Raw genomic sequence first — 23095 nt, 5'->3', positions numbered from 1 at the left:
TGAATGTAAAGAAATACAAAATAAAAACCTTGTCCCCTAATCGACAAGGTTTTTTTATTTTTCATATGTGATATTTTCTATTTCAATCCTGAAGGGGGCAGCCTCACAAATATTAATTCCCCTATCCAGATTCACCTTTTCCATTTCACTTGCATCCGGGATTGTTTTTTTATCGTGAATAAAATGTTCGACCATGGCTTCCAACAGTTCTTGAGCACAAGCTAAGGCATCTACCCGATTCCTACCGCTAACGGAAGAAATAATTCCTTCTCGCCTAAAATCCGGGAAGCAAACTTGAACGGAAAAAGAATCGATAATCAACGGGTGCTTTTCATAATAGAATACGGCTGGATACTCAAAGATTTGAATGGTCAAAATATCATCCCTTCATACTATATTTAGGTTTTTAAGTTAATTATAACATGAATTTCCATTTTAAATATGTTTAATTTACTTTTCTTAGTTTTTTAGGTTAATACTTAGATTTAAAAGGTTGTTATGTCCGTACTTACTGTGAAATAAAAAAACACCAGGAAAATCAGGATCAAGATAACATTCCAGATTATTCCAATGATACTGCACACTTTTCCAGCTGTCACTAATCCCTTTCCAGATTCACCAGTAAGCTTAATTTCTTGTTTACTCTTCGAAGCAAATATTAAACCTAGAATACCTAGTATGATGCCTATGAATGGAATTAACAGGGATAATACCCCCATGATCAATGATACTATAGCTTTGCTATTGGTTAGTTTGATTTCCGACATATATTCCACCTTCTTTCTTCCTTTATATATACGGTTAGTAAAAGGAAAAGATTCGTTTTTTGTGTACTTATACTTCTAATATTCCTGATGATTTCAGAAATCCGCTCCCTTTCCGCAGACTGTCTGCCAATCCTTCTCGCCGAATGCATCTAGCGGTGTCTCAGCTTGCCAGTTATTCGGCAGTTGTGTCGCAAATTCTTCTAGCTGGTTAGGGACTCTTCCCTGATTAAAAATGTAAAAATACATGAGCCTATCCAAGTCTTCTTTTATAACGATGGCCCGAAGTGAGAGCAATCCGATCCCTCCTTTTGTAGACAAGTAGAAAACGACTCATTCCTGAGTCGTTTTTTTAGGTTCGTTTCAATTCAAGTCTTTGGGCTACCATAGAAAGACAATAATTAACAATGAAATACATGAGAGCCACAAGGATCAAAATTGGGATTAAGTACTTTTGACTTTGTCCATATATGATTTGACCATGATGAGTCAGCTCCGGTAAAGAGATGACAACAGCTAAAGAGGTATCCTTTAATAATGAAATGAATTGGCTGACAATAGGAGGAACCATGCGGCGCAGCGCTTGGGGAAGAATAATATGTATCAACGCCTGTGTATAGCTCAAGCCTGATGAACGGGCAGCTTCCATTTGGCCTTTATCAATCGATTTAAGTCCACTTCGAATGACTTCAGAAAGCATGGCAGACTCGAAAATTGTCAAGGCAACAATGGCCGCTGGAATGATTTCCAGTTTAATCCTCACCTCTGGCAAAGCAAAATACGTAAAAAATATTATTAATAGCAGCGGTAAATTCCTTATCGTTTCTACAATCAAAGCTAATATTTGTGATAACACCGGCACCTTTGCGTAACGGATAATACCAACAAGCCCGCCAATAATGAAACTTAGAATGATGGATATAAAAGCTACCTGGAGCGTTACCCAAAATCCTTCTAATAAAAACTTAAGATTATCTGGTGTATAGGCACCTGCAAAATCCATATCATATACCTCCTTCAATTACTCTTAGCCAGACGTTTTTCCAAATAACCAACGCCAAAACTTAAAGGAATGGTAAGTATTAAGTAAAAGGCTGCAACGAAAATGTACACATCAAACACGACAAATGTCCTTGAAGAAATCAAATCCCCGTGGTACATAAGATCGAGTCCTGCAACGACGGCTAAAATGGAAGAATTCTTAACTAGATTGATAAATTGGTTCCCTAAAGGAGGTATGACTATTTTAACGGCTTGTGGCAATATGACGAGCCTCATTGCCTGCCCATATGTCAGGCCTGAAGAACGGGCAGCTTCCATTTGACCCTTTGGCACGGAAAGTATGCCCGCTCGAATTGCCTCAGCTATGAAAGATGAAGTGTAAATGGTCAAGGCCAATGTCCCTGCGTAAAGACCGCTAAGTTTAAGACCGAGAAAGAAGAAAAAGGTTATGATCAATAACGGTATATTCCGAATGAACTCGACATAGGCGGTACCCAGCCAGTTTAGTGGCTTTATCGGCGCAATCCGCATGATAGCAATAAGCACACCAAGAATCAAACTCGCTACCAACGCGATCAAACTCGACATGATCGTATTTCTAAAGCCTAATAAATACATATCCAGATTCTCTGTTAAAATGGAGAAATCAAGCACGGCGTACACTCCTTTAACTAGTAAGGATGAGCAAAACGCTCATCCCCACAGACAAATGTTCAAATGTTATTTAAGGCCAGCTTCCCTTATACATTTGCTAAAATGTTTAATGTTTAATCCATTTATCATGGATTTCATCGTACTTGCCTGAATCTTTAAGTGACTTAAGAGCTTTATTCAACTCGCCAACAAAGTCAGCATTTCCTTTTTTCACGGCAATTCCATAAGGCTCTTCCGTAAATGTACCGCCAACAAGTTCATAACTTGGATCTTCATCCGCCATTCCATAAAGGATGGAATCATCCGTGGTCAAGGCATCCCCTTGTCCGGATTTAAGTGCGGCGAACGCTTCGGAATAGTTTTCAAATTCAAGCACTTGTGCTTCAGGGGCTTTTTCACGGATATTTATGGAAGAAGTAGAGCCCTTGACGGCCAATACCTTTTTCCCTTTTAAGCTATCAATACCCTTAATATCACTGCCCTTTTTGACTAACAAAGATTGTCCGGCATCGAAGTAAACATCAGTGAAGTCAACTTCTTTTTTACGATCTTCCGTGATTGTCATGGTCGCTACAATCGCATCGATATCACCATTATTCAATAATGCCATCCTTGTCTTAGATGTCACTTCTTTAAATTCAACTTTATTCTCATCACCAAGGATTTCTGCTGCAAGAGCTTTGGCGATATCAATATCAAAGCCTTCTACATCTCCAGTCTTAGGATTTTTCAGTCCGAATAGCCTTGTATCATTTTTCACCCCGAAAACGATTTTATCCTTTTCCTTCACTTGTGCGAGAACATCTTTTGCTTTGTCTTTACCTCCACCCTCATCAGCTTTGTCTGATTCCTTGCCCCCGCCGCATCCAGCTAATAAGATGACAGCCAGTAATGATAGCAAAGATAATTTTAACCATTTCTTTTTCTTAAACATGAAATTCACCCCTGTTTTTTATTTAATGATTTAATATACGGCTAAGGAATAAACGAGCCCTCTCTTCACGAGGATTGACGTAAAACTCAGCCGGTGATGCCTCTTCCAAAACCCTGCCTTCGTCCATGAATACGATTCGATCCGCTACTTCACGGGCAAATCCCATTTCGTGCGTAACCACCACCATCGTCATGCCTTCATGGGCAAGGGCCTTCATTACATCCAGTACCTCGCCGATCATTTCTGGATCCAAGGCTGAGGTAGGTTCATCAAATAGCATGATTTCGGGACCCATTGCCAAACCTCTGGCAATCGCTACCCGTTGTTGCTGTCCACCTGAAAGCTGGGAAGGAAATGAATTTGCTTTATCTCCAATCCCCACCTTATCCAAATACTTTAGTGCAATCTTTTTCGCTTCCTCTTCGGATTGGCCTAAAACCTTCCTGGGGGCAAGCATGATATTCTCTAGCACGGTTTTATGAGGATACAAGTGAAAATGCTGGAAAACCATACCGATATTCCGACGGAGTTTGTTTATGTCCGTTTTTTTATCCGCTACATTTGAACCATTTATGGAAAGGGAACCTTCCGAAATGGTCTCTAGACGATTAATGCATCGAAGCAGTGTACTTTTCCCTGATCCGGACGGTCCGATGACCACGACCACTTCCCCCTTCTTAATCGTAAGATTAATCTCTTTCAATACATGGAAATCGCCATAAAACTTATTCACTCGGTCAAAAACTATCATAATTAGCCCTCCGCCCCTAATCAATCTCAAAAAAACTGAAAATTTATAATAATCAGAATTATATAAGCGTGATATAGCATTCTCCTAACTCGAATCAAATTTTATGTATAATCCTTTCTCCCACTATTATTTCCCAATATTTCGAGAGTAATAGTGAAACGACCATTTTTATTGTTATTTTAAACTAGTAATTCAAATAATATATTCAATATTCACACTTTTTATTATATAAAATCTTTCTTAAAATTACCATATAAACTTTAATTTGTTAAAAGTGATATCATATTTCGTGATATTATTGCTATATTTCATAAAACGGATAAGTATAAACTGTTAATTCCCGAATCATTCCCTCTTCTTGTAAAAAACCATTTATTTCCCATCAGCACAAAGAGCTTTTATAAATCAGCACGAAAAAAAGACAGCAATTGCTGTCTTTTTCATCATTCCTTTAACGCATCTTCAAATGGAGCTGAATATAAACCTCTTGGCGCCAGCATATCCGTATCCGATTCACGGATTTCCCCACCGAGAGTATATGGACCTGCTGGAAAATAATCATACATTTCACTTTCCTTATGTATGATCAAGAAATAATCGAATAAATCATCCATAAGTTCTTGATGTTCATCTATTTTGATGATTTCGCCACATTCATCAATTTCAAAGTTTTCATTAATCGCATCTTGAAGTTCCTCATTATTTGAATACGCGATATAAAAATCGACATCCCCGCACTCCATGCATAGCAAGAGTTTTTCTTCTAGTGCTTCTTCATAGGTCTTCAGGACGATTTCCTTTAAAATGGCATCAATCTTTCCAGTATTAATCAGTTTAATTTTAGTCTGGAACACAAAACCCCTCCAATCAAATACAGCATTTAAAAAAGTAAACGCAGTTAAACAAGTTCACCCTTAAATAGGAAATTGTTGAAGATCATTCTCAATCATCACATAAATCAAAGTCGCTAAGTTCGTTTATTAACAGCCATGGGAACCTACCCCAAGACTTGGTCATCAAGGGCAATACAGGCAATTTCTAAGATCCCGTTTTTGAATTAGATAAGAATCCCCCACTTCGTGCATATAATAAGTTTGCCCACATAATTAGAATCATAATCTTCTATAATACAAAGAAAAAGATGATTGGAAGCGTAATCAGGCTTAATGAAGTACTTATGAAAGTAGCACTTGATACGAATTCAGGCTCTGTGTTGAATTGGAGCGCATACATCGTAGTGTTGGCCGCCGTTGGCATGGCAGCTACGATGATCATGATATGCCTGACCATTTCACCCACTGGTAAGGCAAGTGATAGCAGGAAGGCAATGGCTGGTGAAACGGCAAGCTTAAGCAACAGCGAAACTGATAGTTTTCGATAGGCAATCTTTTTCAGGGAAATGTTGGCCAGCTGCATTCCCAGTGTAATCATGATTGTTGGGATTGCTGCATTTGCTACAAGGTTAATAGCTTCCATAACCGAATTGCTTAAAGGTATGTTCCCGAACTGAAATACTGTACCCGCAATGGCTCCATAAACAATTGGCATCCGACATACTGCTTTAATCGCTGTTTGAACTCCGTTACCTTCCGGGCTGCCCTTTGCTGCGAAATAAATGCCTATCGTGCACATCACCAACTGCTGTCCCACCATAAGGATGATTGCATAATCGAGTCCTGCGGCTCCGAATAACAGGAAAATGACAGGTGTTCCGTAATTCCCGTTATTCATGAATGCCGATGCCAATATCATGCCGCTTGTTTCAGTGACTGTATAATTGCGAAAAAAAGATATGATGTAGACTACCAGAATGAGAGAAAGACAAAGTACTATCGTGAATAAGAACAGGTAAACATAATTAATCGTAAATTCTGCGGAATAAAAAGTTCGGAATACAAGAAAAGGTGACATTAAATATAATGCCATCGTTGAAATTGATTTTGTATCAAGTTTAAACTTTTTCTGACCGATGAAACCTAAAACAAATATACCAAATATCGGTAAAAGAACTCCCAAAAACCCCATGCATATCACCTTCATAATTCTAATGATTTTCTTCTAACCATATCAGTTTTATAATTATTTGTAAAAAATCTTTTAAACCACTTTTGATTGCACCTCTTATATATTACCGCAAAATGAATTTTCTTTATTTTCAGAAAAAAATAATCCATTTCCCAAAGCGTATGGTATATTGTTTATTATATTTACGTTCATAAACGTAACATCAACACTTTTTGGTTATTAATATATGAAGGGGTGTTTTTTTAGTGGATGTAAAATACATGGAGATGGCAGTTCGGCTTGCATATGAAAATGTTATGGCAAAGAACGGGGGACCTTTTGGTGCAATAATCGTTAAAGATGGCAAAGTCATAGGCAGAGGATGTAATAATGTAACAACGGCCAATGATCCTACAGCTCACGCCGAAGTACAGGCGATTCGTGATGCATGCAGGAATCTCGACAGCTTCCAACTTACTGATTGTGAAATTTACACTAGCTGCGAACCTTGCCCCATGTGCATCGGTGCTATTTATTGGGCACGACCTAAAGCCATTTATTACGCATGTACTAAAGAAGACGCTGCACTTATTGGCTTTGATGATCACTTTATATACAAGGAACTTGCCCTGCCAATGGAAAAACGGACGATAAAAATGGAACAACTTTCTTTTAATGACCACGAATTACCATTCCGAACATGGGAAACCAATACTGATAAAGTGAAATATTAACCGGTTATACTTTTGTCAAAGGGGTTACGCATATGAAAAAAAACTTGCTTAAAAGGAGAATAGACGTTGCTGCTGGGAGAACGCCTGCGGATTGCGTCATAAAGAACGGGCAAATCATAGATGTTTTCAATGGTGATATCTATAAAGGTGACATTGCTGTCGTCGATGGTTTTTTTGCTGGAATTGGGCGTTATGAGGGTGTTTCAGAAATCGATGCAGCAGGAAAATTCGTATGCCCTACATTCATTGATGGCCATGTCCATATTGAATCTTCGATGGTAAGTCCATCGGAACTCGCAAAAATCCTCCTTTTACATGGTGTGACGAGCATCATTGCAGACCCTCATGAAATTGCCAATGTTTCTGGCAAAATGGGCATGGAATATATGATTGATCAATCCGCTCAACTCCCTTTCGACTTTTACTTCATGATGCCTTCTTGTGTACCTGCTACGGAGTTTGAACACTCTGGTGCTGTCCTAAAAAGTGAAGATTTAATTCCGTTTTATCAAAACCCGAGAGTGCTCGGTTTAGCTGAAGTCATGAATTTCCCGGCCGTTTCACTTACGGAGGAGGATATGCTGCAAAAAATATACGATGCTAATAAATTAGGCAAAAGCATCGATGGCCATGCAGCAGGCTTATCCGAACAACAGCTCGATGTTTATATGTGTGCAGGCATTAAAACGGATCATGAATGCACTACAGCGGAAGAGGCAAAAGAAAGACTGCGTAAAGGAATGTATCTTATGATCAGGGAAGGCACCGTTGCCAAAGACTTAAAAAACCTGATTCCAGTTATAAATGAGAAGAACTCCCGACGTTGTTTATTCGTCACCGACGACCGGCACCTTGACGATATTGTATCTGAAGGGAGTATCGATCACAACGTTCGACTTTCCATAAAAACAGGTGTCCCGCCAATTACCGCCATTCAAATGGCGACCATTAATGCAGCAGAATGTTTTGGCTTAAAGGAAACTGGTGCGATAGCACCTGGATACAAGGCGGACTTCCTTATATTGGATGACCTTGATTCAGTCATCATTCACTCCGTCTTTAAAGAGGGAAAGCTTATCGTTCAAAATAATCGTTTACTTAACTTTCCACCTGAAAAGGATCATGCCATTGACGCCGGGTTGAAGCACTCCGTTCAATTTCATGAATTAACGGAAGGTGATTTGGCGATACCTTTTAAAAATAAGTTCGCTAATATTATTGAGATAACTCCAAACAGCTTGATTACAAAGCATTCGATTGAACCGGTTACACTTAATCAGGATGGGCTATTCCGGTTCTCCGAACTTGTTGATCATATAAAACTTGCTGTTATTGAACGGCATCATATGACCAAACAAGTAGGTCTAGGCATCGTCAAAGGGCTCGGTTTGAATTCAGGCGCAATTGCCACGACAGTAGCCCATGATTCACATAATTTGATCATTGCCGGGACGAATGATCAAGATATGCTTTTGGCAGCAAATGAAATAAAAAAAATGCAGGGCGGATTGGCCGTAATCCAAAATGGGGAAATACTCGCTTCACTTCCCCTTCCGATAGCCGGATTGATGAGCGAATGGAATTATATCGATGTAGTCCATTCGTTGAAAAAAATCGATGGAGCCCTATTGAAACTGGGTGCCAACAGGCATTTCAACCCTTTCCTTACACTTGCATTCTTGGCGTTGCCTGTCATCCCCGAAATTAAACTGACGGATAAGGGTTTATTTTCAGTTTCTGAGTTTAGGCATATTCCTATCGAAGCATCAAAGCCAGTCGATAAAATTTGACCCCCTAGTCGGGGTTTTTTTCTTCTTACCCCAGTAATTTCTAAATGAATCAGGTTCCAACTCGACTTAAACCGGGAAAAGGATATAATGGGTATCATCTATGTTAAAATAAAATTAAACACAAATCTTTCTTGGAGGAGATAAATATGGCAAAACATGATAAACGAACCATAATTGGATACATAGGCACTTACACAAAAGAAAATAGTAAAGGTATTTACCGCTTCACTTTAGATACAGCAGAAGGAAAACTCAGTACACCGGTTCTTGCAGCAGAATTAACCGATCCGACTTATGTTGCCATCAGCCAGGACAAGAAGAATCTCTACGCCATTTTAAAAGAAGCGGGCAGCGGTGGAGTTTCAGCCTATTCGATCAATGAAGAGTCAGGTAAGCTTACCTTCTTGGGCAAACAACTGACACCAAATGGTTCTTCCTGCCATATAAGTGTCGACAGCAAGAAACAGGTCTTGATCACTTCCAGTTATGGAGAAGGTGTGATTGAATCCTATCCGCTTCATGGCGATGCGACCCCTTTGCCCGTATCATCCACTGTTCAGCATGAGGGTCAAGGACCGAATGAAGAACGTCAGGAAAAAGCGCACACTCACTTCGCCGGGTTCACACCGGATGAAAGGTTCATTGCCGTAGTAGACCTTGGAATAGATAAAGTAATAACCTATAAAATAGATAATGGGGTTTTGGAAGAAGTAAACAGCTTAACTGTTTCTCCCGGCAGCGGACCACGGCACTTGACCTTCCACCCAAACGGAAAATTTGCGTATGTTATGGCAGAACTTGTACCAGAAGTCATTGTTTTAAGCTTCGATAGTCAAACCGGAAGCTTTTCTGAATTACAAACGGTTAGATCCGTCCCGGAAGATTTCAAGGAAAATAACCAAGGAAGCGCCATTCACATTTCAGATGACGGGCAATTCATATATGCTGCAAACCGCGGACATGATAGTATTGCCGTTTACCAAATCAATCAAGAAACAGGCAAACTGGCATTCGTGGAACTGGTTTCTACCGAAGGAAATTGGCCACGTGATTTTTCATTGGATCCTAGCGGAAAATTCCTGATTGCTTCTAATGAACAATCAGGAAACCTGACACTATTTGCCCGAAATGAACTTGACGGAAAGTTAACATTACTGCAAAAAGATGTTCAAGTTCCCTTCCCTGTTTGCGTAAAATTCTTATAATCGATAATAAAAAGGATTGAAGCTACAGCAGCTTCAATCCTTTTTTTGTTATCCTTCTTTAATTCCATTTCTCCGCCATTTCGGGAAAATCTATATATGGGTTACGATTACCCTGCATTTCATGTATAGCCTGGTTTCTATGTTTTTCATAAGTGCTGACCGGAAAAAGCCGATGCCATTCCATAAGCAGCTCCAGGTCAATATTGCCGCTATCGATGCTGCCCTCATATCTGAGTAAAAAGTATAAAGTAGCCCTCGCCACGATGCCTTTTCCGTATTCAGGCTCGAATTTACCCTCATCTGATTTCCCGCAACCCGCTTTTATACCGGCAGCCGATTTTTCAGGGATATAATCCTTAAAATCATAGTATGGATAGTTACTCCGGCTACTGTTACACGTTGGTTCACAGGCGAACAGATGATGCAAATCCCCCCTCATCGGTTCTTTTTTATCGAACCATGATTGAGGTACGACATGTTCACAATTAACGAGAATGTTCTCCGTATTTGTTGATTCTATGCCTCTTGACACCACTTCAAGTATACGGATATCTTCCTCAATGACTCGTACAGGGTCCATCCCTTTACCGGAATACAGGCTTTTCAACTGGCCATTTTCCTGTAAGTCCACCCAAGGGTAAACATGACGATGTGGTGAGTAGTTCAGCTGGTTTTTATGGGTTGCCACAAGTAGGTCCTTCAATCCTTCCCGGTCCAAAGAACCATCTTTATAGTATGCCAGCTTAAGTTCCTGATCCTTGGTTTCATCATAGTATTCGCGGTTTTCATTGAAGTTCACAAGTGCAGCCATTGCCATTTCCCGTTCTTTTTCAAGTACTTCAAAACTATACTTCATCCACTCATCCCCCCACTTCTATTAAAACCTAACTTTTACCATAATTTAAGTTTAATAGAAATCCATCTAGAAAAAAAGGTGCTTTAGAAGGGGCTAACGAAGAATTTCAATAAAATGGGTAAGGATTTTCGCCGTCATCCCCCAAATTACTCGTTCATTATATATATAAAAATATTCTTCCATCTGTTTTGGCTGCCATTTATAATTCTCCCCGCCAACTACTAAATCATGAGGGAAGTTGTCATGCGGTTCCACCTTATATTTCACATGATAAATCTCTGGAGGTTTTTCCATGAAAAAGGATAGGGGGACCGTAAAAACGGTTTCTACCTCAGCTGGATTAGGTATGATCCGTTGATGGTTACGAACAAATCCTGCATATGGATAGACAATCATCCCAAATGGAGATACCAAATAATCGATTGGAAAGACATTTTCGATATCTTCTTTTCTCAAATTAAGTTCCTCATATGTTTCCCTTAGGGCAGCATCCTGTTCATCACGGTCCAGCTTGTCTATTTTCCCGCCCGGAAAACATATATCCCCCGGCTGCCTTCTCAGTTTGTGTGAACGCTCTTCGAAAAGAACATGAATTCCATCTTCTTTCTCTATAAGCGGTACCAATACCGCATACTTTGAAAAATTCCCACTCCCTAAAATTTCAGGGATATGCAGTGTCAGTTTTTTTGTTATATCTTCATTATTCATGTCCCTCACCTCTTCTGCCAGATAGTATTGATTTTCTGCCACTCCTTATCATTCCATTTTCGAACATCCGCTATAACTTAGCAAGGAAAACGATTCCAAAATGCCCCCTCAGTTCGCATTAGAATCCTTTTCCGCTCCCTCTTCCTAAATCATTGCCAAAAGCACCGTTCAAAGTTCTGAACGGTGCTAAAATTAAACAGCAGTCTCATTTAATAAGCAAAGTATGGATGCAATCTTTCTTAAATAAATAATGAGTATCAATAAGTACATACAGAAACTCAATAAAATGCTGAATTTTCAGTTTTTTCATCACCTTATTTTCATAGTTCAGCTAGCGTTCGCTTTACAGTCGTTATGATGAATGAAAAATCCTCTTCAGTTATACTAAGCGGGGGAGCAAGGGTCAGGACATTATTGAAACCTGCTACTGTATCACCATTTTTACCTATGATCAGACCCTTTTCTTTGCATGATGCAATTACTTTATTGATTTTGGTAAGTTCAATCGGTTGTTTTGTCAGTTTATCTTCCACTAGTTCAATGCCTACCAACAAACCTTTGCCACGTACATCCCCGACATTCGGATGAGATTTGATTTCTTCAAACTCTTGCAGAAAGCGTAGACCTAGCTCCTTAGACCGTTCTATAAGTTTTTCATTTTCATATATTTCAATATTCTTCAAAGCAAGGGCACAGGCAGCCGGATTGCCGCCAAATGTATTTACATGTCGAAAGCGGTCATAAACGTCTGAGCCAATATACGCTTCATAAATTTCACGTTTGACTGCTGTAGCGGATAATGGCAGGTAAGCGCTCGTGATTCCTTTAGCCATTGTTACGATGTCTGGTTTTACATCATAGTTCATAAATCCGAACTTCTTACCGGTACGGCCAAACCCGCAAATGACCTCATCCGAAATGAGAAGGACGCCATTTTTCTCACAAATTTCCTTGACACGTTTCATATAACCATCAGGCGGCATCAAAATTCCGCCCCCAGTGATTATTGGTTCCATGATGACCGCAGCCACCGTTTCGCTCAACTCCCATGTAATGGTCCGTTCAATTTCCGCTGCACTTTTTTCACCGCTTTCACCCTCTGGATTTCGGTAAGAATCTGGCGGTGATACATGAAGAAATCCTGGGGCGAGTGGTTCATATTTATATTTTCGCTGTGCCTGCCCGGTGGCTGACAGGGCGCCCATTGAATTTCCATGATAGCCGCGATAACGGGAAATGAATTTATAACGTCCATGTTCACCTTTTTGCTGATGATACTGCCGCGCAATTTTAAAAGCAGTCTCATTCGCTTCCGAACCGCTGTTAGAGAAGAAAATCACATAATCCCCACCAAGCCATTCATTTAATTTCTCTGCTAGCTTAATGGCCGGGATGTGGCTATTCGTTAAAGGGGCATAAGGAAGTTCCTTCAGCTGCTCGTAAGCCGCTTCAGCCAGTTCCGTGCGGCCATACCCAACGTTGACACACCATAAGCCTGACATCCCATCCAGGAAACGATTCCCATCAACATCCGTTATCCATGCTCCTTGCCCGTTTTTGATCACCATTGCTCCAGGGCTGGATTCAGCCCCTTTCATATGATGCCATACATATTTACCATCCATCGCTTTAAGATCCTGACCATGTTTTTCAACTTGCATAAGGTACACTCCTCCTAAAATAATTTATAAATGAAGGCCGACCACAATTTGTGTCGACCCCCAATTTCCTATCAGTATCTTGCCGTTAACATTTTCTTTCTAGTGTAAAATTCAACGCCGTCTTTCCCATTGGCATGAAGATCTCCATAAAATGAACTTTTATAGCCGGAAAATGGAAAGAATGCCATTGGCGCGGGTACCCCAAGGTTAATACCAAGCATACCTGCATCAATTTCTTCGCGAAATTCCCGGATGGCTTTTGCACTATCCGTATAGAGGCAGGCACCGTTGGCAAATTCGGATTGATTGGTCAATTCGATTGCTTCTTCAAGGGTATTAACCCGTACTATGGATAAGACAGGGGCAAAAATTTCATCCTTCCATATTTTCATATTTGTTTTCACATGATCAAATAAAGTCGGTCCAACGTAATAGCCATTTTCCTGATCGCCTTCATTCCTGCCATCACGAAGGAGGACAGCTCCTTCTTTTTCCCCGATTTCAATATATTGTTCAGTTCTCTTTTTATGAGTATCACGGATCACTGGTCCCAGGAAAACGTCCTTATCCATTCCATTTCCAATCTTGATATCATCCGCTGCAGCCTTTAATCTCTCAACGAGCGAATCTCCCACTTCCCCCACCGCAACAACCACTGATGCAGCCATGCAGCGCTCGCCTGCAGAACCGAAAGCGGCATTCGTTATGTTCGTTACAGCATTATCCAAATTCGCATCAGGCATGACGATGGAATGATTTTTCGCTCCTGATAAAGCCTGGACACGTTTTTTATTGGCAGCTGCCGTTTTGTATACATACTCTGCGACAGGCTGGGATCCCACAAATGATACCGCTTTAATATCTTCATGTTCCAAAATCCCATTCACGACATCGTGGGCACCATGGACAATATTGACAACACCATCCGGAACTCCGGCTTCTGTCAATAATTCCACAAGACGGTTGGCTAAAAGCGGTGTCCGTTCTGAAGGTTTTAAGATAAACGTATTTCCACAAGCTATTGCCAGCGGGAACATCCAACATGGCACCATCATCGGAAAATTAAACGGTGTAATCCCGGCAACGACACCCATTGGATACCGATACATGCCGGATTCAATGCCTGGGGAAATATCAGGTAGCTGACTTCCCATCATCAATGTAGGCGCACCTGCTGCGAACTCTACGCATTCAATCCCCCGCTGAACCTCACCATATGCTTCTGTATAGCTTTTTCCGTTTTCGATAGTGACCAGCTTTGCAAGCTCATCCCAATGTTCTATCAATAATTGCTGGTAACGGAATAAGAAGCGAGCTCTTTTTGGAACGGCCACCTTTTTCCATTCTTTAAAAGCCTTTTTAGCAACTTGCACCGCTTGGTTTACATCTTCCTTTGTTGAAAGGGGAACGATTGCCAATGCTTCCCCTGTTGCCGGATTAGGCACTTGTTCATGTTTCGAAGTTGTGGACTCCACCCATTTGCCACCGATATAATTTTTCAACGTTTCTACATCATTGATAACTGCCATTAATATACCCTCCATTTCAACACGATTTCATAGTTTCATTATATTTTTCAAATCGACTTTTTTCATTAGACGTTTTGTATAGTTTTTTATTCAATATTTGCACATATTGTTTGTTTTTGATTTTCCCATATTCATAGTAATCTTGAAAGAAATTCACGCTTTCAAAGCCGATGTATATTTCCTTATTATTATCTCTTTGATCAGCTGACTTCACAGCCATCATTTTATGATGGAATATAGCTTTAGGTCTTGATGCTTTCCCTTAACAAACATTCCTTTTCTTATGATTCCTTCAAAAGACATGCCAGACTTTTGCATGACTCGCTCTGAACCCAAATTTTCAACGAAGCACCGTGCTTGTATTCGAACTAGGTTCATATTTTCAAAGCCAAAGGCGATTATCTTTTGAGCTGCCTCCGTCATCAAGCCACTCCCCCAATATTCGGGTGCAAGCACATATCCGATTTCTGCACTATGATGATCAACCTGCCATGTAACAAAATCAATCGTACCAATCAACTTACCACTTTGCTTGTGTTCTATGCCCCATGGAGCAATTTTCTTATCCTCATAATTTTGTAGGATAAACCGGATAAAATCTTTTGTATCACTTAGGGAACGATGAGCTTCCCATGTGACATAACGGGAAACTTCACTGTTGGATGCATAAGCGAACATGTCTTCGGCATCATTCATGGTGACTTTCCTCATTACCAAGCGTTTTGATTCCATAGTAGGAAGCTGTCCATATATGTCTTTCACGTTCATGAATACACCCCATTCCATTGATTACTAGTATTATAGCAAGATTGTTAAGCACTCGCTGTCCCATTTAAAATATTATCGAAACTTACGAATGATTCGGAAAAGAATGATTCAGGGCGTGAAAACCCATAATAAGCCAAAATTTGAATGAGTTCTTTTCTGGAAAAATCGGACAGGAAACCTCAAAAATTGCCAAGTCCTTTGGGATGACAGTATTAGGAATGCATCATAAATCGGAAAAATTTGTAGATGAGATGTCCACAATTACAATTTGCGATTGATTAACTTGAATTCTTTTTTTCGAACATATTCCATGTTTCTGGGGTCAATGTAATGTCACGGCAATCACACCCAGGAGGAAAATCATGGGTATCAAGAATTATTCATGGCCTGTGCACATAAATAATCTTCCATTGTTAGCTTGCAGACTCCGACATTATCTGTTATATTTAAAAAGAATTATTTTTGTTCGGGAAGATTGATAAGTGAAAAACTTTTCGTCTAATGATTGAGCAAGGGTAGTAACACAATGTGTGGATTCACACTAGGAGGCAACAACAATGGAACAAGGTAAAGTAAAATGGTTTAACGCAGAAAAAGGATTTGGCTTCATCGAACGCGAAAACGGAGACGATGTATTCGTACATTTCTCAGCTATCCAAAGCGAAGGATTCAAATCATTAGACGAAGGTCAAGAAGTTACTTTTGAAGTTGAGCAAGGTCAACGTGGACCCCAAGCAACTAACGTTCAAAAAGCGTAATTTTAAATACAATATATAACGGACCCTACTTGTAGGGTCTGTTTTTTTGATTGAAAAAGCAATCAAAAAAAACCCTATTCACATGGAATAGGGAACATGAAACAAGTTTAGTAAATGGTAAACTCAGTATAACACACTAGGAATAGAAACCCTAATTTATCCGAAAAGTAAAAATTATCACGCACTTACGAAGCCCTGGATTCCCTGATATTACCCCATTCATTTCTTCTCCACTTCATAGGTTCGGTCCGTTCCCCATGGATAAAACGGTGGCATATCAGTGCTGCTTTTCATTTTGAAATCGGCTTTCCTTTTTTCGAGAAAAGCTTCGATTCCTTCAAGTGCATCAGCTTGTTTTCCGGTCCAATGAATCATTTTCGATTCTATTTTGTGTGATTCAACCGGATGGTTCGCACCGAGCATTGACCACATTAACTGCCGGGATAGCGTCACAGAGACGGAAGATGTATTTTCCGCAATGTCTGTCGCAATCTCCATTGCTGCAGACATCAATTCGTCTGGCTCGACGATCTTGTTTACCAGCCTTCCCTCATATGCTTCACTGGCCGTAATCATCCTGCCGGTAAAAATCCATTCGGAAGCTTTTCCCATTCCGACAAGTCTAGGCAAGAACCAACCGCTGCATGCCTCCATCGTTATCCCCCGCCTTGCAAATACAAAACCCATCTTTGCATCTGTTGAAGCAATTCTAATGTCCATGGGCAAAGTCATTGTTATCCCAATCCCGACTGCCGCTCCATTAATGGCTGCTATCATAGGTTTCTTCATCTCAAAAATCCGTAATGACAACATTCCCCCTGCATCGCGATATTCAACCAAAGGAGTGTGATCCATAAAGGTTTCTGCACCTTTTTCCAAATCCATCCCAGCACAAAAAGCATCTCCAGCGCCAGTTAATATGACGGCTCGTACGTCATCATTTTCATCCGCTTCATTAAAAGCGTGAATCATCTCTTCACACATTTTTTCATTGAAAGCATTCATTCTCTCTGGACGATTAAGAGTAACAATCATGACACGATCGACGATTTCACTAGTTATCGTGGAATACACTAACAATCCCTCCTTCTCTCACAAATTGAAACATTCAACAGAATTTTATATTTACATATAATTACATTTTATATGTTTTATTTTCAGATTCCTAGTTTTTTATTTTGACATGCTGATAAATAATTTGATAATTGTTTCCATTCCAAAAATATTTTACATAAATGTGTAAAAAAAGACCAGTCGCAAATGCAACTGGTTTTTTTGTTTACCAATATAAATGACAAGCGACGAAATGCCCTGGTTTTTGTTCTTTCCATTCAGGTACAGCACTTGAGCATATCTCCATCGCCTTAGGGCAGCGCGTCCGAAATACACAGCCGCTCGGCGGATTGATCGGACTTGGTACATCGCCTTTAAGGACGATCCTTTCCCGTTTAATAGTCGGGTCTGGTATCGGTACTGCGGATAGCAAGGCCTGTGTGTATGGATGTAGCGGATCTTTCGTTAAAGAATCACTATCCGAAAGTTCCATCATTCTTCCAAGGTACATGACTAAAATGCGATCTGAAATATACTTGACCATCGATAAATCATGCGCGATGAATAAATAAGTCAATCCCATTTCTTTTTGCAGTTCTTTTAATAAGTTGACCACTTGGGCCTGTATCGAAACATCCAAGGCAGAGATTGGTTCATCACAAACGATGAATTTAGGATTTAAAGCCAAGGCCCTTGCAATTCCAATACGCTGGCGTTGTCCGCCACTGAATTCATGCGGAAAACGAGTGATATGCTCCGGACTTAAACCAACCAGCTTTAACAGGTCTTCCACCCGTTTTCTTCGCTCTTTACCTTTTGATATCCCATGAATGGCAAGTGGTTCCCCAATCAATTCCTCCACCTTCATCCTTGGGTTCAAGGATGCGTAAGGATCTTGGAAAATCATTTGTATTTCACGGCGGATATGTGACATTTCCCCAGGTTTGTAATCGAAAATATTTTTCCCCTGAAAAAGAACTTCTCCATCTGTCGGTTCATATAATCGAGTGATTGTACGACCTGCAGTCGACTTACCGCAACCGCTTTCCCCAACAAGACCGACAGTTTCCCCTGGATAGATTTTGAGATCCAAACCGTCTACCGCTTTAAGCGATTGAGAACCGATAGGAAAATGCTTCTTCAGATTCTTTATTTCAACAAGAGGAGAATTTTCGTTGTATGTCTTTTCTTTTACAGCCTTATTTTTCAGTGAAACCATTGGTTCTCCTCCTTTACACATTAGTCGGTGCTTGTACTTGTGCTGCCTTTGCCATCGGGTGGTGCAGCCAGCATGCGGCTGTCTGACCTTCTTCCACTACTTCAAGCTCCGGATCATGGTCTTTGCACACTTTCATTGCTGATTCACATCTTGGGTAAAATGGGCATCCTTTTGGCGGATCCAATAAATCCGGTGGTGATCCGATAATCGGAACCAACGGAGCCGTTTTTTCCATATCGAGCCTTGGCACCGTTTTAAGCAGACCTCTTGTATAAGGATGCTGCGGGTTTGAAAATATAGCCTCTACCGTACCCGTCTCCACAACCTTGCCTGCATACATGACGACTACCCGTTCACAAGTTTCCGCAACCACACCTAAATCATGAGTGATTAAAATGATGGAAGTATCCATTCTTCGTTGGATATCTTTCATCAGCTCCAAAATTTGCGCTTGTATCGTTACATCCAATGCTGTTGTAGGTTCATCGGCAATCAGTAATTTCGGTTCACAAGCAAGGGCCATCGCAATCATTGCCCTTTGGCGCATACCACCTGAAAACTCATGCGGATATTGCTGCATCCTTTTTTCCGGCTGAGGTATACCTACCAGTTTGAGCGTTTCCAACGCCCGTTCATATGCATCATTTCGGGGCATGTTTTTATTATGCTTTAAAATACCTTCCATGATCTGGCTGCCGATTTTTGTCGTTGGATTGAGCGAAGTCATCGGATCCTGGAAAATCATGCTGATTTCATTCCCGCGAATCCTCTGCATTTCTTTTTCACTCATTTTAAGAAGGTCTTTACCGCCAAAGTTTATCGACCCTTTTCCATACTCTGCCGGGGGTGTTTCCAATAATCTCATGATAGATTTCGCTGTAACACTTTTGCCGCATCCGGACTCCCCAACAATCGCAACGGCTTCCCCCTTTTTCACGCCAAAGTTCACACCGCGAACCGCTTGCACTTTACCTGCATAAGTATGGAAGGTGATTTGTAAATCGTTGACTTCTAATAGGTTCTCCATCATCGTCCCTCCTATTCTAGTAATATCAAATCATTATGTTAGGACTCATTTATTTCCGTAGTTTTGGATCTAAGGCATCCTGCAATCCGTCACCAACCACATTGAACGCGAACATCGTTAAGGAAATCAATATTGCAGGAATTAAAAGTTGATAGAAATTCCCTACCAGAATGCTTCCCAGTGCATCACTTGTCAATGTTCCCCAGCTTGCCTGAGGTGCCGGAACTCCCAGTCCCAAAAAGCTAAGTGTAGCTTCGGCAAAAATGGCAGTAGGTACAGTCAACGTTAAATTGACAAGGATCGGTCCCATTGTATTTGGAATCATGTGTTTTCTTAAAGTCCAGCTCGTATTGGCTCCAGAGATTGTTGCAGCATGGATATATTCATTCTCTTTCAGTTGTAAAACTTGTCCACGTACAAGTCGCGCCATCGGAATCCACCCCGTAATCGACATCGCAATGATGATCGGCAGAATACCAGGTTTTAATACGACCATCATTAAGATAACCATCAATAGGTATGGAATCGCATAGATCACCTCAGCGAAACGCATCATGATATTATCCGTGCGTCCACCGCGAATGGCAGAAATCCCGCCATAAAGGACACCAATTAAAAAGTCGATCAGCGCTGCCATCAATCCAATGAACAAGGATATCCTTGCACCGTACCAAGCTCGCGTAAATAGATCCCTTCCTGATGAATCCGTTCCAAACCAATGTTCGCTATTTGGGCTAAGATTCTTTTTATCGAAATCTTGTCCATAATAAGTATATCCGTTAATATACGGACCAAAAATCGCCATCAAGACCAAGAGGATTATTAGAATAAACCCCGTCATCGCCAGCTTATTTTCCTTAAATCGACGCCAGACGTCAGACCAATATGAAACTGTAGGTCTTGCTATTTTTTCAGCTTCCTTAAAGTTGCCTTCGGCGGGTTGGAACATATCTTCGGTTAAATGCACTTTTTCTGCCATTATTTCTTCTCCCCCGTCACTTTAATTCTAGGATCAATCAACGTATAGGCTATATCAACGATGAATATCAATAGAATAAGCACCGCACTATACACAATTGTGGAACCAAGAATGACCGGGTAGTCCCTGTTGGATATTCCCTTTACGAACATATCTCCCATGCCCGGAATACCAAAAATACGTTCAATGATGAAGCTTCCTGTCACGATATTAGCCGTAAGGATGCCCAGAATCGTGATAATCGGCAATAACGCATTCCGAATCGCATGTTTGATTATGACACCGCTCCGTTTCAGTCCTTTGGCTTTTGCTGTCAAAATGTAATCCTGCCCCATTACTTCAAGCATGCTTGTCCGCATCAGTCTCGCGATGAAAGCAAGCGGCATCATCGAAAGGGCAATGGATGGTAAAATGGTATGCTGCCATGTCGCCCATGTAGCAACAGGGAATATATTCCATTTAATTGCGAAATAATTAATTAAAATAGTCGCCAGGATAAAGTTAGGAACGGAAATCCCTACGATGGCAATGATCATTGATAAATAGTCGGGCCATTTATTTCTTTTCAGTGATGCCACGACACCCAAAATGAGGCCAAAGAAGATGGCAATCACCAAAGCTTGTGCCCCTAAGTGCAATGACACCGGAAACCCCTTCAAAATGTAATCATTCACGGAAATGGAAGAAGATTTCAATGAAGGACCAAAATCAAATTGAACGACTTCCAATAAATAATTCCCATATTGGGTCAACAACGGCTTGTCCAATCCATAGTGGACTTGAAGGTTTTCATAAACAGCAGGAGGCATGGCTCCTTCTTTTGCAAATGGATTTCCCGGAATCGTATGCATTATGATGAACGTTAATGTAATAACAGCCCATAAAGTAATAATCGCCCATTTAAAACGGTTTAATGTATATCTCAACATGGTAATCACCCCAATCATCGATTTTCTAAGAAGTTGAAAACGGAAATGAATGCATGAAATATTCAAATTCGCAATTGAAAAATGGGGTATGTCCTTAATCTGACATACCTCCCATTTCACTATTATCCTTCTATTATTTTTTATCCGCGTAAATAAAGTTCGGATAAGCGTTAATTGGAGCAAAAACTCCAGTAACATTCGATTTAACCATATATGGTTTTGTATAGAAGTAAACCGGAAGGATCGGCATTTCGTCAATCATGACTTTCTCTGCTTTATGCAAAGCAGCCATGCGTTCTTTTGGATCCATTGTAGATTTTGCTTCTTTTAATAAATTATCATATTCTTTGTTTGACCAACCTGCATCATTATAGGCGCCGTCCGTTTCCCAAAGCATGAATGTCATCGGGTCAACATAGTCACCAACCCATCCTGCACGGGAAATTTCAAAGTCACCAGCTTTTTCACGGTCAAGCTTAACTTGGAATTCTGCATTTTCAAGTGTCACTTCAACACCCAGGTTATCACGCCACATTCCTTGAACCGCTTCAGCAATTTTCTTGTGTGAATCTAAAGTGTTATACAAAATTGAAAACTCAGGTAATTCTTTCATGCCTTCTTCAGCAAGTCCTTCTTTTAACAATTTCTTAGCTTCGGTAACATCTTCCTTAAATAGGTTACCTGTATTTTCCTGGAAATCTCCAGATGCATCAGGAATACCCGGAGGGACTACGCCGAAAGCAGGCTTTTGTCCGCCTTGAGCAACATTTTCGGTGATTTTTTGACGCTCGATAGCCATCGAAAGCGCTTTCCTTACTTTAGCATTATTGAAAGGTTTCACTTCTGTATTAAAGTTGTAATAGTAAACGGCAAGTTCTTTGCCCATTTTGAATTCTTTATCATCAGAATTGACCATTTGACCTTGAATATCCACTGGCAGTGGATAAGCGAGGTCCAATTCGCCACTCTGATACATTTGCCATGCTGTATTTTCATCTTCAATTAGAGCAAAGTTAACTGCATCCAATTTGATTTTATCTTTATCGTAGTAATTTTCATTCTTTTCGATTTTCAGGCTTTCTTTATGTTTCCATTCCGTTAATTTGAACGGACCGTTCGAAACGTGTGTTTTTGCATCCAAAGCCCATTTTGGATTTTCTTCCTGCACCTTTTTATTGATTGGATAGAAAGTATAGAAAGAAGTCAAGTCAAGGAAGTATGGTGTAGGCTGTTCCAAAGTGACCACTAACGTATGTTCGTCTGTCGCTTTAACTCCTACGTCCTCTTCCTTCCCTTTCTTACTGTTGTATGCTTCCCCGCCTTTAAGATAATAAAGTTGGTAAGCATAATCAGCAGCTGTTTCCGGTTTCAAAGCATATTTCCAAGCATATTCGAAGTCAGTCGCTGTAAGCGGATCTCCATTTGACCATTTCAAACCATCTTTCAATTTGAATGTCCAAGTTAATCCATCTTCACTGATTTCCCATGATTCCGCAGAACCAGGAACGATTTTGCCCTCTTCTGTTTTCTTCGTCAGTCCCTCAAACGTATGTTCAAGGATCCATGATTCATGAGTACCTTGTGCATTGGCAGGGTGAAGCGAACCAGGTTCACTTGAGTTGTTTACGTTTAATACTTTTGGTCCGGATGATTCACCCGAGCCGCCTTCCTTTTCATTCGAAGTTTCCTTCGAACCGCCGTTGCATGCCGCAAGCATTAGCATGATGGCCATAAGAAGAGCAAGCACTGAAAATTTAGACTTTTTCAAAA

General features: G+C 40.5%; 24 protein-coding genes. 4 read left to right on the top strand and 20 right to left on the bottom strand.

What is annotated here, in order from left to right; genetic code table 11:
• Positions 1–54 precede the first annotated feature (54 nt).
• From ACQKFG_RS09055 to ACQKFG_RS09015, 9 genes are all read right to left on the bottom strand, one after another.
• Positions 55–375 carry a type II toxin-antitoxin system HicB family antitoxin gene (locus ACQKFG_RS09055; RefSeq protein WP_076369562.1) on the bottom strand — a complete coding sequence of 107 codons (321 nt, stop codon included), beginning with the start codon at positions 373–375 and terminating at the stop codon, positions 55–57.
• A 110-nt stretch (positions 376–485) separates the two neighbouring features.
• Positions 486–767, bottom strand: a complete 282-nt coding sequence (locus ACQKFG_RS09050; RefSeq protein ID WP_349728349.1) for a DUF4190 domain-containing protein — start codon at positions 765–767, stop codon at positions 486–488.
• Positions 768–860: 93 nt separating this feature from the next.
• On the bottom strand, positions 861–1061 hold the full coding sequence (locus ACQKFG_RS09045) for a hypothetical protein (RefSeq protein ID WP_349728348.1): 201 nt from the start codon (positions 1059–1061) through the stop codon (positions 861–863).
• Positions 1062–1116: 55 nt separating this feature from the next.
• The gene (locus ACQKFG_RS09040) at positions 1117–1767 is read right to left on the bottom strand and encodes an amino acid ABC transporter permease (protein ID WP_349728347.1); all 651 of its coding nucleotides are present in this window, start codon (positions 1765–1767) and stop codon (positions 1117–1119) included.
• Positions 1768–1781: 14 nt separating this feature from the next.
• The gene (locus tag ACQKFG_RS09035) at positions 1782–2420 is read right to left on the bottom strand and encodes an amino acid ABC transporter permease (protein ID WP_076369568.1); all 639 of its coding nucleotides are present in this window, start codon (positions 2418–2420) and stop codon (positions 1782–1784) included.
• 106 nt (positions 2421–2526) lie between these two features.
• Entirely contained in the window at positions 2527–3354 is an 828-nt protein-coding gene (locus tag ACQKFG_RS09030) for a transporter substrate-binding domain-containing protein (protein ID WP_192204962.1), read from the bottom strand.
• 22 nt (positions 3355–3376) lie between these two features.
• A complete protein-coding gene (locus tag ACQKFG_RS09025) occupies positions 3377–4105 on the bottom strand; it encodes an amino acid ABC transporter ATP-binding protein (RefSeq protein ID WP_192204963.1) in 729 nt (242 codons plus the stop codon).
• 443 nt (positions 4106–4548) lie between these two features.
• Complete coding sequence (locus ACQKFG_RS09020; protein WP_192204964.1) at positions 4549–4959, bottom strand: hypothetical protein; 411 nt, start codon at positions 4957–4959, stop codon at positions 4549–4551.
• 268 nt (positions 4960–5227) lie between these two features.
• Positions 5228–6130 carry an AEC family transporter gene (locus tag ACQKFG_RS09015; RefSeq protein WP_260287526.1) on the bottom strand — a complete coding sequence of 301 codons (903 nt, stop codon included), beginning with the start codon at positions 6128–6130 and terminating at the stop codon, positions 5228–5230.
• Between the two features lie 260 nt (positions 6131–6390).
• Here ACQKFG_RS09015 and ACQKFG_RS09010 point away from each other — a divergent pair, with 260 nt between their 5' ends.
• The 3 genes from ACQKFG_RS09010 (at position 6391) to ACQKFG_RS09000 (ending at position 9838) form a co-directional block, all read left to right on the top strand.
• Complete coding sequence (locus ACQKFG_RS09010) at positions 6391–6843, top strand: nucleoside deaminase (RefSeq protein WP_192208293.1); 453 nt, start codon at positions 6391–6393, stop codon at positions 6841–6843.
• 32 nt (positions 6844–6875) lie between these two features.
• Positions 6876–8633 carry an adenine deaminase gene (gene ade / locus ACQKFG_RS09005; RefSeq protein WP_427558038.1) on the top strand — a complete coding sequence of 586 codons (1758 nt, stop codon included), beginning with the start codon at positions 6876–6878 and terminating at the stop codon, positions 8631–8633.
• 146 nt (positions 8634–8779) lie between these two features.
• The gene (locus tag ACQKFG_RS09000) at positions 8780–9838 is read left to right on the top strand and encodes a lactonase family protein (RefSeq protein WP_427558035.1); all 1059 of its coding nucleotides are present in this window, start codon (positions 8780–8782) and stop codon (positions 9836–9838) included.
• Positions 9839–9896: 58 nt separating this feature from the next.
• On the opposite strand, the gene ACQKFG_RS08995 is transcribed toward ACQKFG_RS09000, so the two are convergent.
• The 5 genes from ACQKFG_RS08995 to ACQKFG_RS08975 form a co-directional block, all read right to left on the bottom strand.
• The gene (locus tag ACQKFG_RS08995) at positions 9897–10694 is read right to left on the bottom strand and encodes an endonuclease I family protein (protein WP_427558032.1); all 798 of its coding nucleotides are present in this window, start codon (positions 10692–10694) and stop codon (positions 9897–9899) included.
• 93 nt (positions 10695–10787) lie between these two features.
• Complete coding sequence (locus tag ACQKFG_RS08990) at positions 10788–11402, bottom strand: NUDIX hydrolase (RefSeq protein WP_192204969.1); 615 nt, start codon at positions 11400–11402, stop codon at positions 10788–10790.
• Positions 11403–11722: 320 nt separating this feature from the next.
• Positions 11723–13063, bottom strand: coding sequence for an aspartate aminotransferase family protein (locus ACQKFG_RS08985; RefSeq protein ID WP_192204970.1), 1341 nt, complete (start codon positions 13061–13063; stop codon positions 11723–11725).
• A gap of 71 nt (positions 13064–13134) precedes the next feature.
• Positions 13135–14592: a CoA-acylating methylmalonate-semialdehyde dehydrogenase gene (locus ACQKFG_RS08980; RefSeq protein WP_427558029.1), complete on the bottom strand. Its 1458-nt coding sequence runs from the start codon at positions 14590–14592 to the stop codon at positions 13135–13137.
• Positions 14593–14811: 219 nt separating this feature from the next.
• Entirely contained in the window at positions 14812–15360 is a 549-nt protein-coding gene (locus ACQKFG_RS08975; protein ID WP_427558026.1) for a GNAT family N-acetyltransferase, read from the bottom strand.
• Positions 15361–15917: 557 nt separating this feature from the next.
• Between ACQKFG_RS08975 and ACQKFG_RS08970 the strand changes: the two genes are divergently transcribed.
• Entirely contained in the window at positions 15918–16118 is a 201-nt protein-coding gene (locus ACQKFG_RS08970) for a cold-shock protein (protein WP_029714163.1), read from the top strand.
• A gap of 219 nt (positions 16119–16337) precedes the next feature.
• Here ACQKFG_RS08970 and ACQKFG_RS08965 read toward each other — a convergent pair whose 3' ends face one another.
• The 6 genes from ACQKFG_RS08965 to ACQKFG_RS08940 form a co-directional block, all read right to left on the bottom strand.
• Positions 16338–17192, bottom strand: a complete 855-nt coding sequence (locus ACQKFG_RS08965) for a crotonase/enoyl-CoA hydratase family protein (protein ID WP_228467421.1) — start codon at positions 17190–17192, stop codon at positions 16338–16340.
• A gap of 205 nt (positions 17193–17397) precedes the next feature.
• A complete protein-coding gene (locus tag ACQKFG_RS08960; protein WP_048679436.1) occupies positions 17398–18390 on the bottom strand; it encodes an ABC transporter ATP-binding protein in 993 nt (330 codons plus the stop codon).
• A 13-nt stretch (positions 18391–18403) separates the two neighbouring features.
• Positions 18404–19417 (bottom strand): ABC transporter ATP-binding protein, encoded by a 1014-nt coding sequence (locus ACQKFG_RS08955; RefSeq protein ID WP_192204973.1) that lies wholly within the window; start codon positions 19415–19417, stop codon positions 18404–18406.
• Between the two features lie 49 nt (positions 19418–19466).
• Positions 19467–20396: an ABC transporter permease gene (locus ACQKFG_RS08950; protein ID WP_427558021.1), complete on the bottom strand. Its 930-nt coding sequence runs from the start codon at positions 20394–20396 to the stop codon at positions 19467–19469.
• A complete protein-coding gene (locus ACQKFG_RS08945; RefSeq protein ID WP_063235007.1) occupies positions 20396–21325 on the bottom strand; it encodes an ABC transporter permease in 930 nt (309 codons plus the stop codon). Before ACQKFG_RS08945 ends, ACQKFG_RS08950 begins: the two co-directional genes overlap by 1 nt.
• Before the next feature lie 133 nt (positions 21326–21458).
• Entirely contained in the window at positions 21459–23093 is a 1635-nt protein-coding gene (locus ACQKFG_RS08940) for a peptide ABC transporter substrate-binding protein (protein ID WP_342613938.1), read from the bottom strand.
• Positions 23094–23095: the final 2 nt, after the last annotated feature.

The sequence above is a fragment of the Peribacillus sp. NPDC076916 genome (genome assembly GCF_050269675.1).
Lineage (GTDB): Bacteria > Bacillota > Bacilli > Bacillales > DSM-1321 > Peribacillus > Peribacillus aracenensis.
Note: the sequence above shows the minus strand (reverse complement) of the source record. Positions and strands in the feature narration are given on the sequence as shown.

What these genes read in the sequence shown, in the direction of transcription:
- ACQKFG_RS09050 (WP_349728349.1), bottom strand. Translation starts at nt 767, where the DNA reads ATGTCGGAAATCAAACTAACCAATAGCAAAGCTATAGTATCATTGATC.
- ACQKFG_RS09040 (WP_349728347.1), bottom strand. Translation starts at nt 1,767, where the DNA reads ATGGATTTTGCAGGTGCCTATACACCAGATAATCTTAAGTTTTTATTA.
- ACQKFG_RS09030 (WP_192204962.1), bottom strand. Translation starts at nt 3,354, where the DNA reads ATGTTTAAGAAAAAGAAATGGTTAAAATTATCTTTGCTATCATTACTG.
- ACQKFG_RS09025 (WP_192204963.1), bottom strand. Translation starts at nt 4,105, where the DNA reads ATGATAGTTTTTGACCGAGTGAATAAGTTTTATGGCGATTTCCATGTA.
- ACQKFG_RS09015 (WP_260287526.1), bottom strand. Translation starts at nt 6,130, where the DNA reads ATGGGGTTTTTGGGAGTTCTTTTACCGATATTTGGTATATTTGTTTTA.
- ACQKFG_RS09010 (WP_192208293.1), top strand. Translation starts at nt 6,391, where the DNA reads ATGGAGATGGCAGTTCGGCTTGCATATGAAAATGTTATGGCAAAGAAC.
- ade (WP_427558038.1), top strand. Translation starts at nt 6,876, where the DNA reads ATGAAAAAAAACTTGCTTAAAAGGAGAATAGACGTTGCTGCTGGGAGA.
- ACQKFG_RS09000 (WP_427558035.1), top strand. Translation starts at nt 8,780, where the DNA reads ATGGCAAAACATGATAAACGAACCATAATTGGATACATAGGCACTTAC.
- ACQKFG_RS08995 (WP_427558032.1), bottom strand. Translation starts at nt 10,694, where the DNA reads ATGAAGTATAGTTTTGAAGTACTTGAAAAAGAACGGGAAATGGCAATG.
- ACQKFG_RS08990 (WP_192204969.1), bottom strand. Translation starts at nt 11,402, where the DNA reads ATGAATAATGAAGATATAACAAAAAAACTGACACTGCATATCCCTGAA.
- ACQKFG_RS08985 (WP_192204970.1), bottom strand. Translation starts at nt 13,063, where the DNA reads ATGCAAGTTGAAAAACATGGTCAGGATCTTAAAGCGATGGATGGTAAA.
- ACQKFG_RS08980 (WP_427558029.1), bottom strand. Translation starts at nt 14,592, where the DNA reads ATGGCAGTTATCAATGATGTAGAAACGTTGAAAAATTATATCGGTGGC.
- ACQKFG_RS08975 (WP_427558026.1), bottom strand. Translation starts at nt 15,360, where the DNA reads ATGAACGTGAAAGACATATATGGACAGCTTCCTACTATGGAATCAAAA.
- ACQKFG_RS08970 (WP_029714163.1), top strand. Translation starts at nt 15,918, where the DNA reads ATGGAACAAGGTAAAGTAAAATGGTTTAACGCAGAAAAAGGATTTGGC.
- ACQKFG_RS08960 (WP_048679436.1), bottom strand. Translation starts at nt 18,390, where the DNA reads ATGGTTTCACTGAAAAATAAGGCTGTAAAAGAAAAGACATACAACGAA.
- ACQKFG_RS08955 (WP_192204973.1), bottom strand. Translation starts at nt 19,417, where the DNA reads ATGGAGAACCTATTAGAAGTCAACGATTTACAAATCACCTTCCATACT.
- ACQKFG_RS08950 (WP_427558021.1), bottom strand. Translation starts at nt 20,396, where the DNA reads ATGGCAGAAAAAGTGCATTTAACCGAAGATATGTTCCAACCCGCCGAA.
- ACQKFG_RS08945 (WP_063235007.1), bottom strand. Translation starts at nt 21,325, where the DNA reads ATGTTGAGATATACATTAAACCGTTTTAAATGGGCGATTATTACTTTA.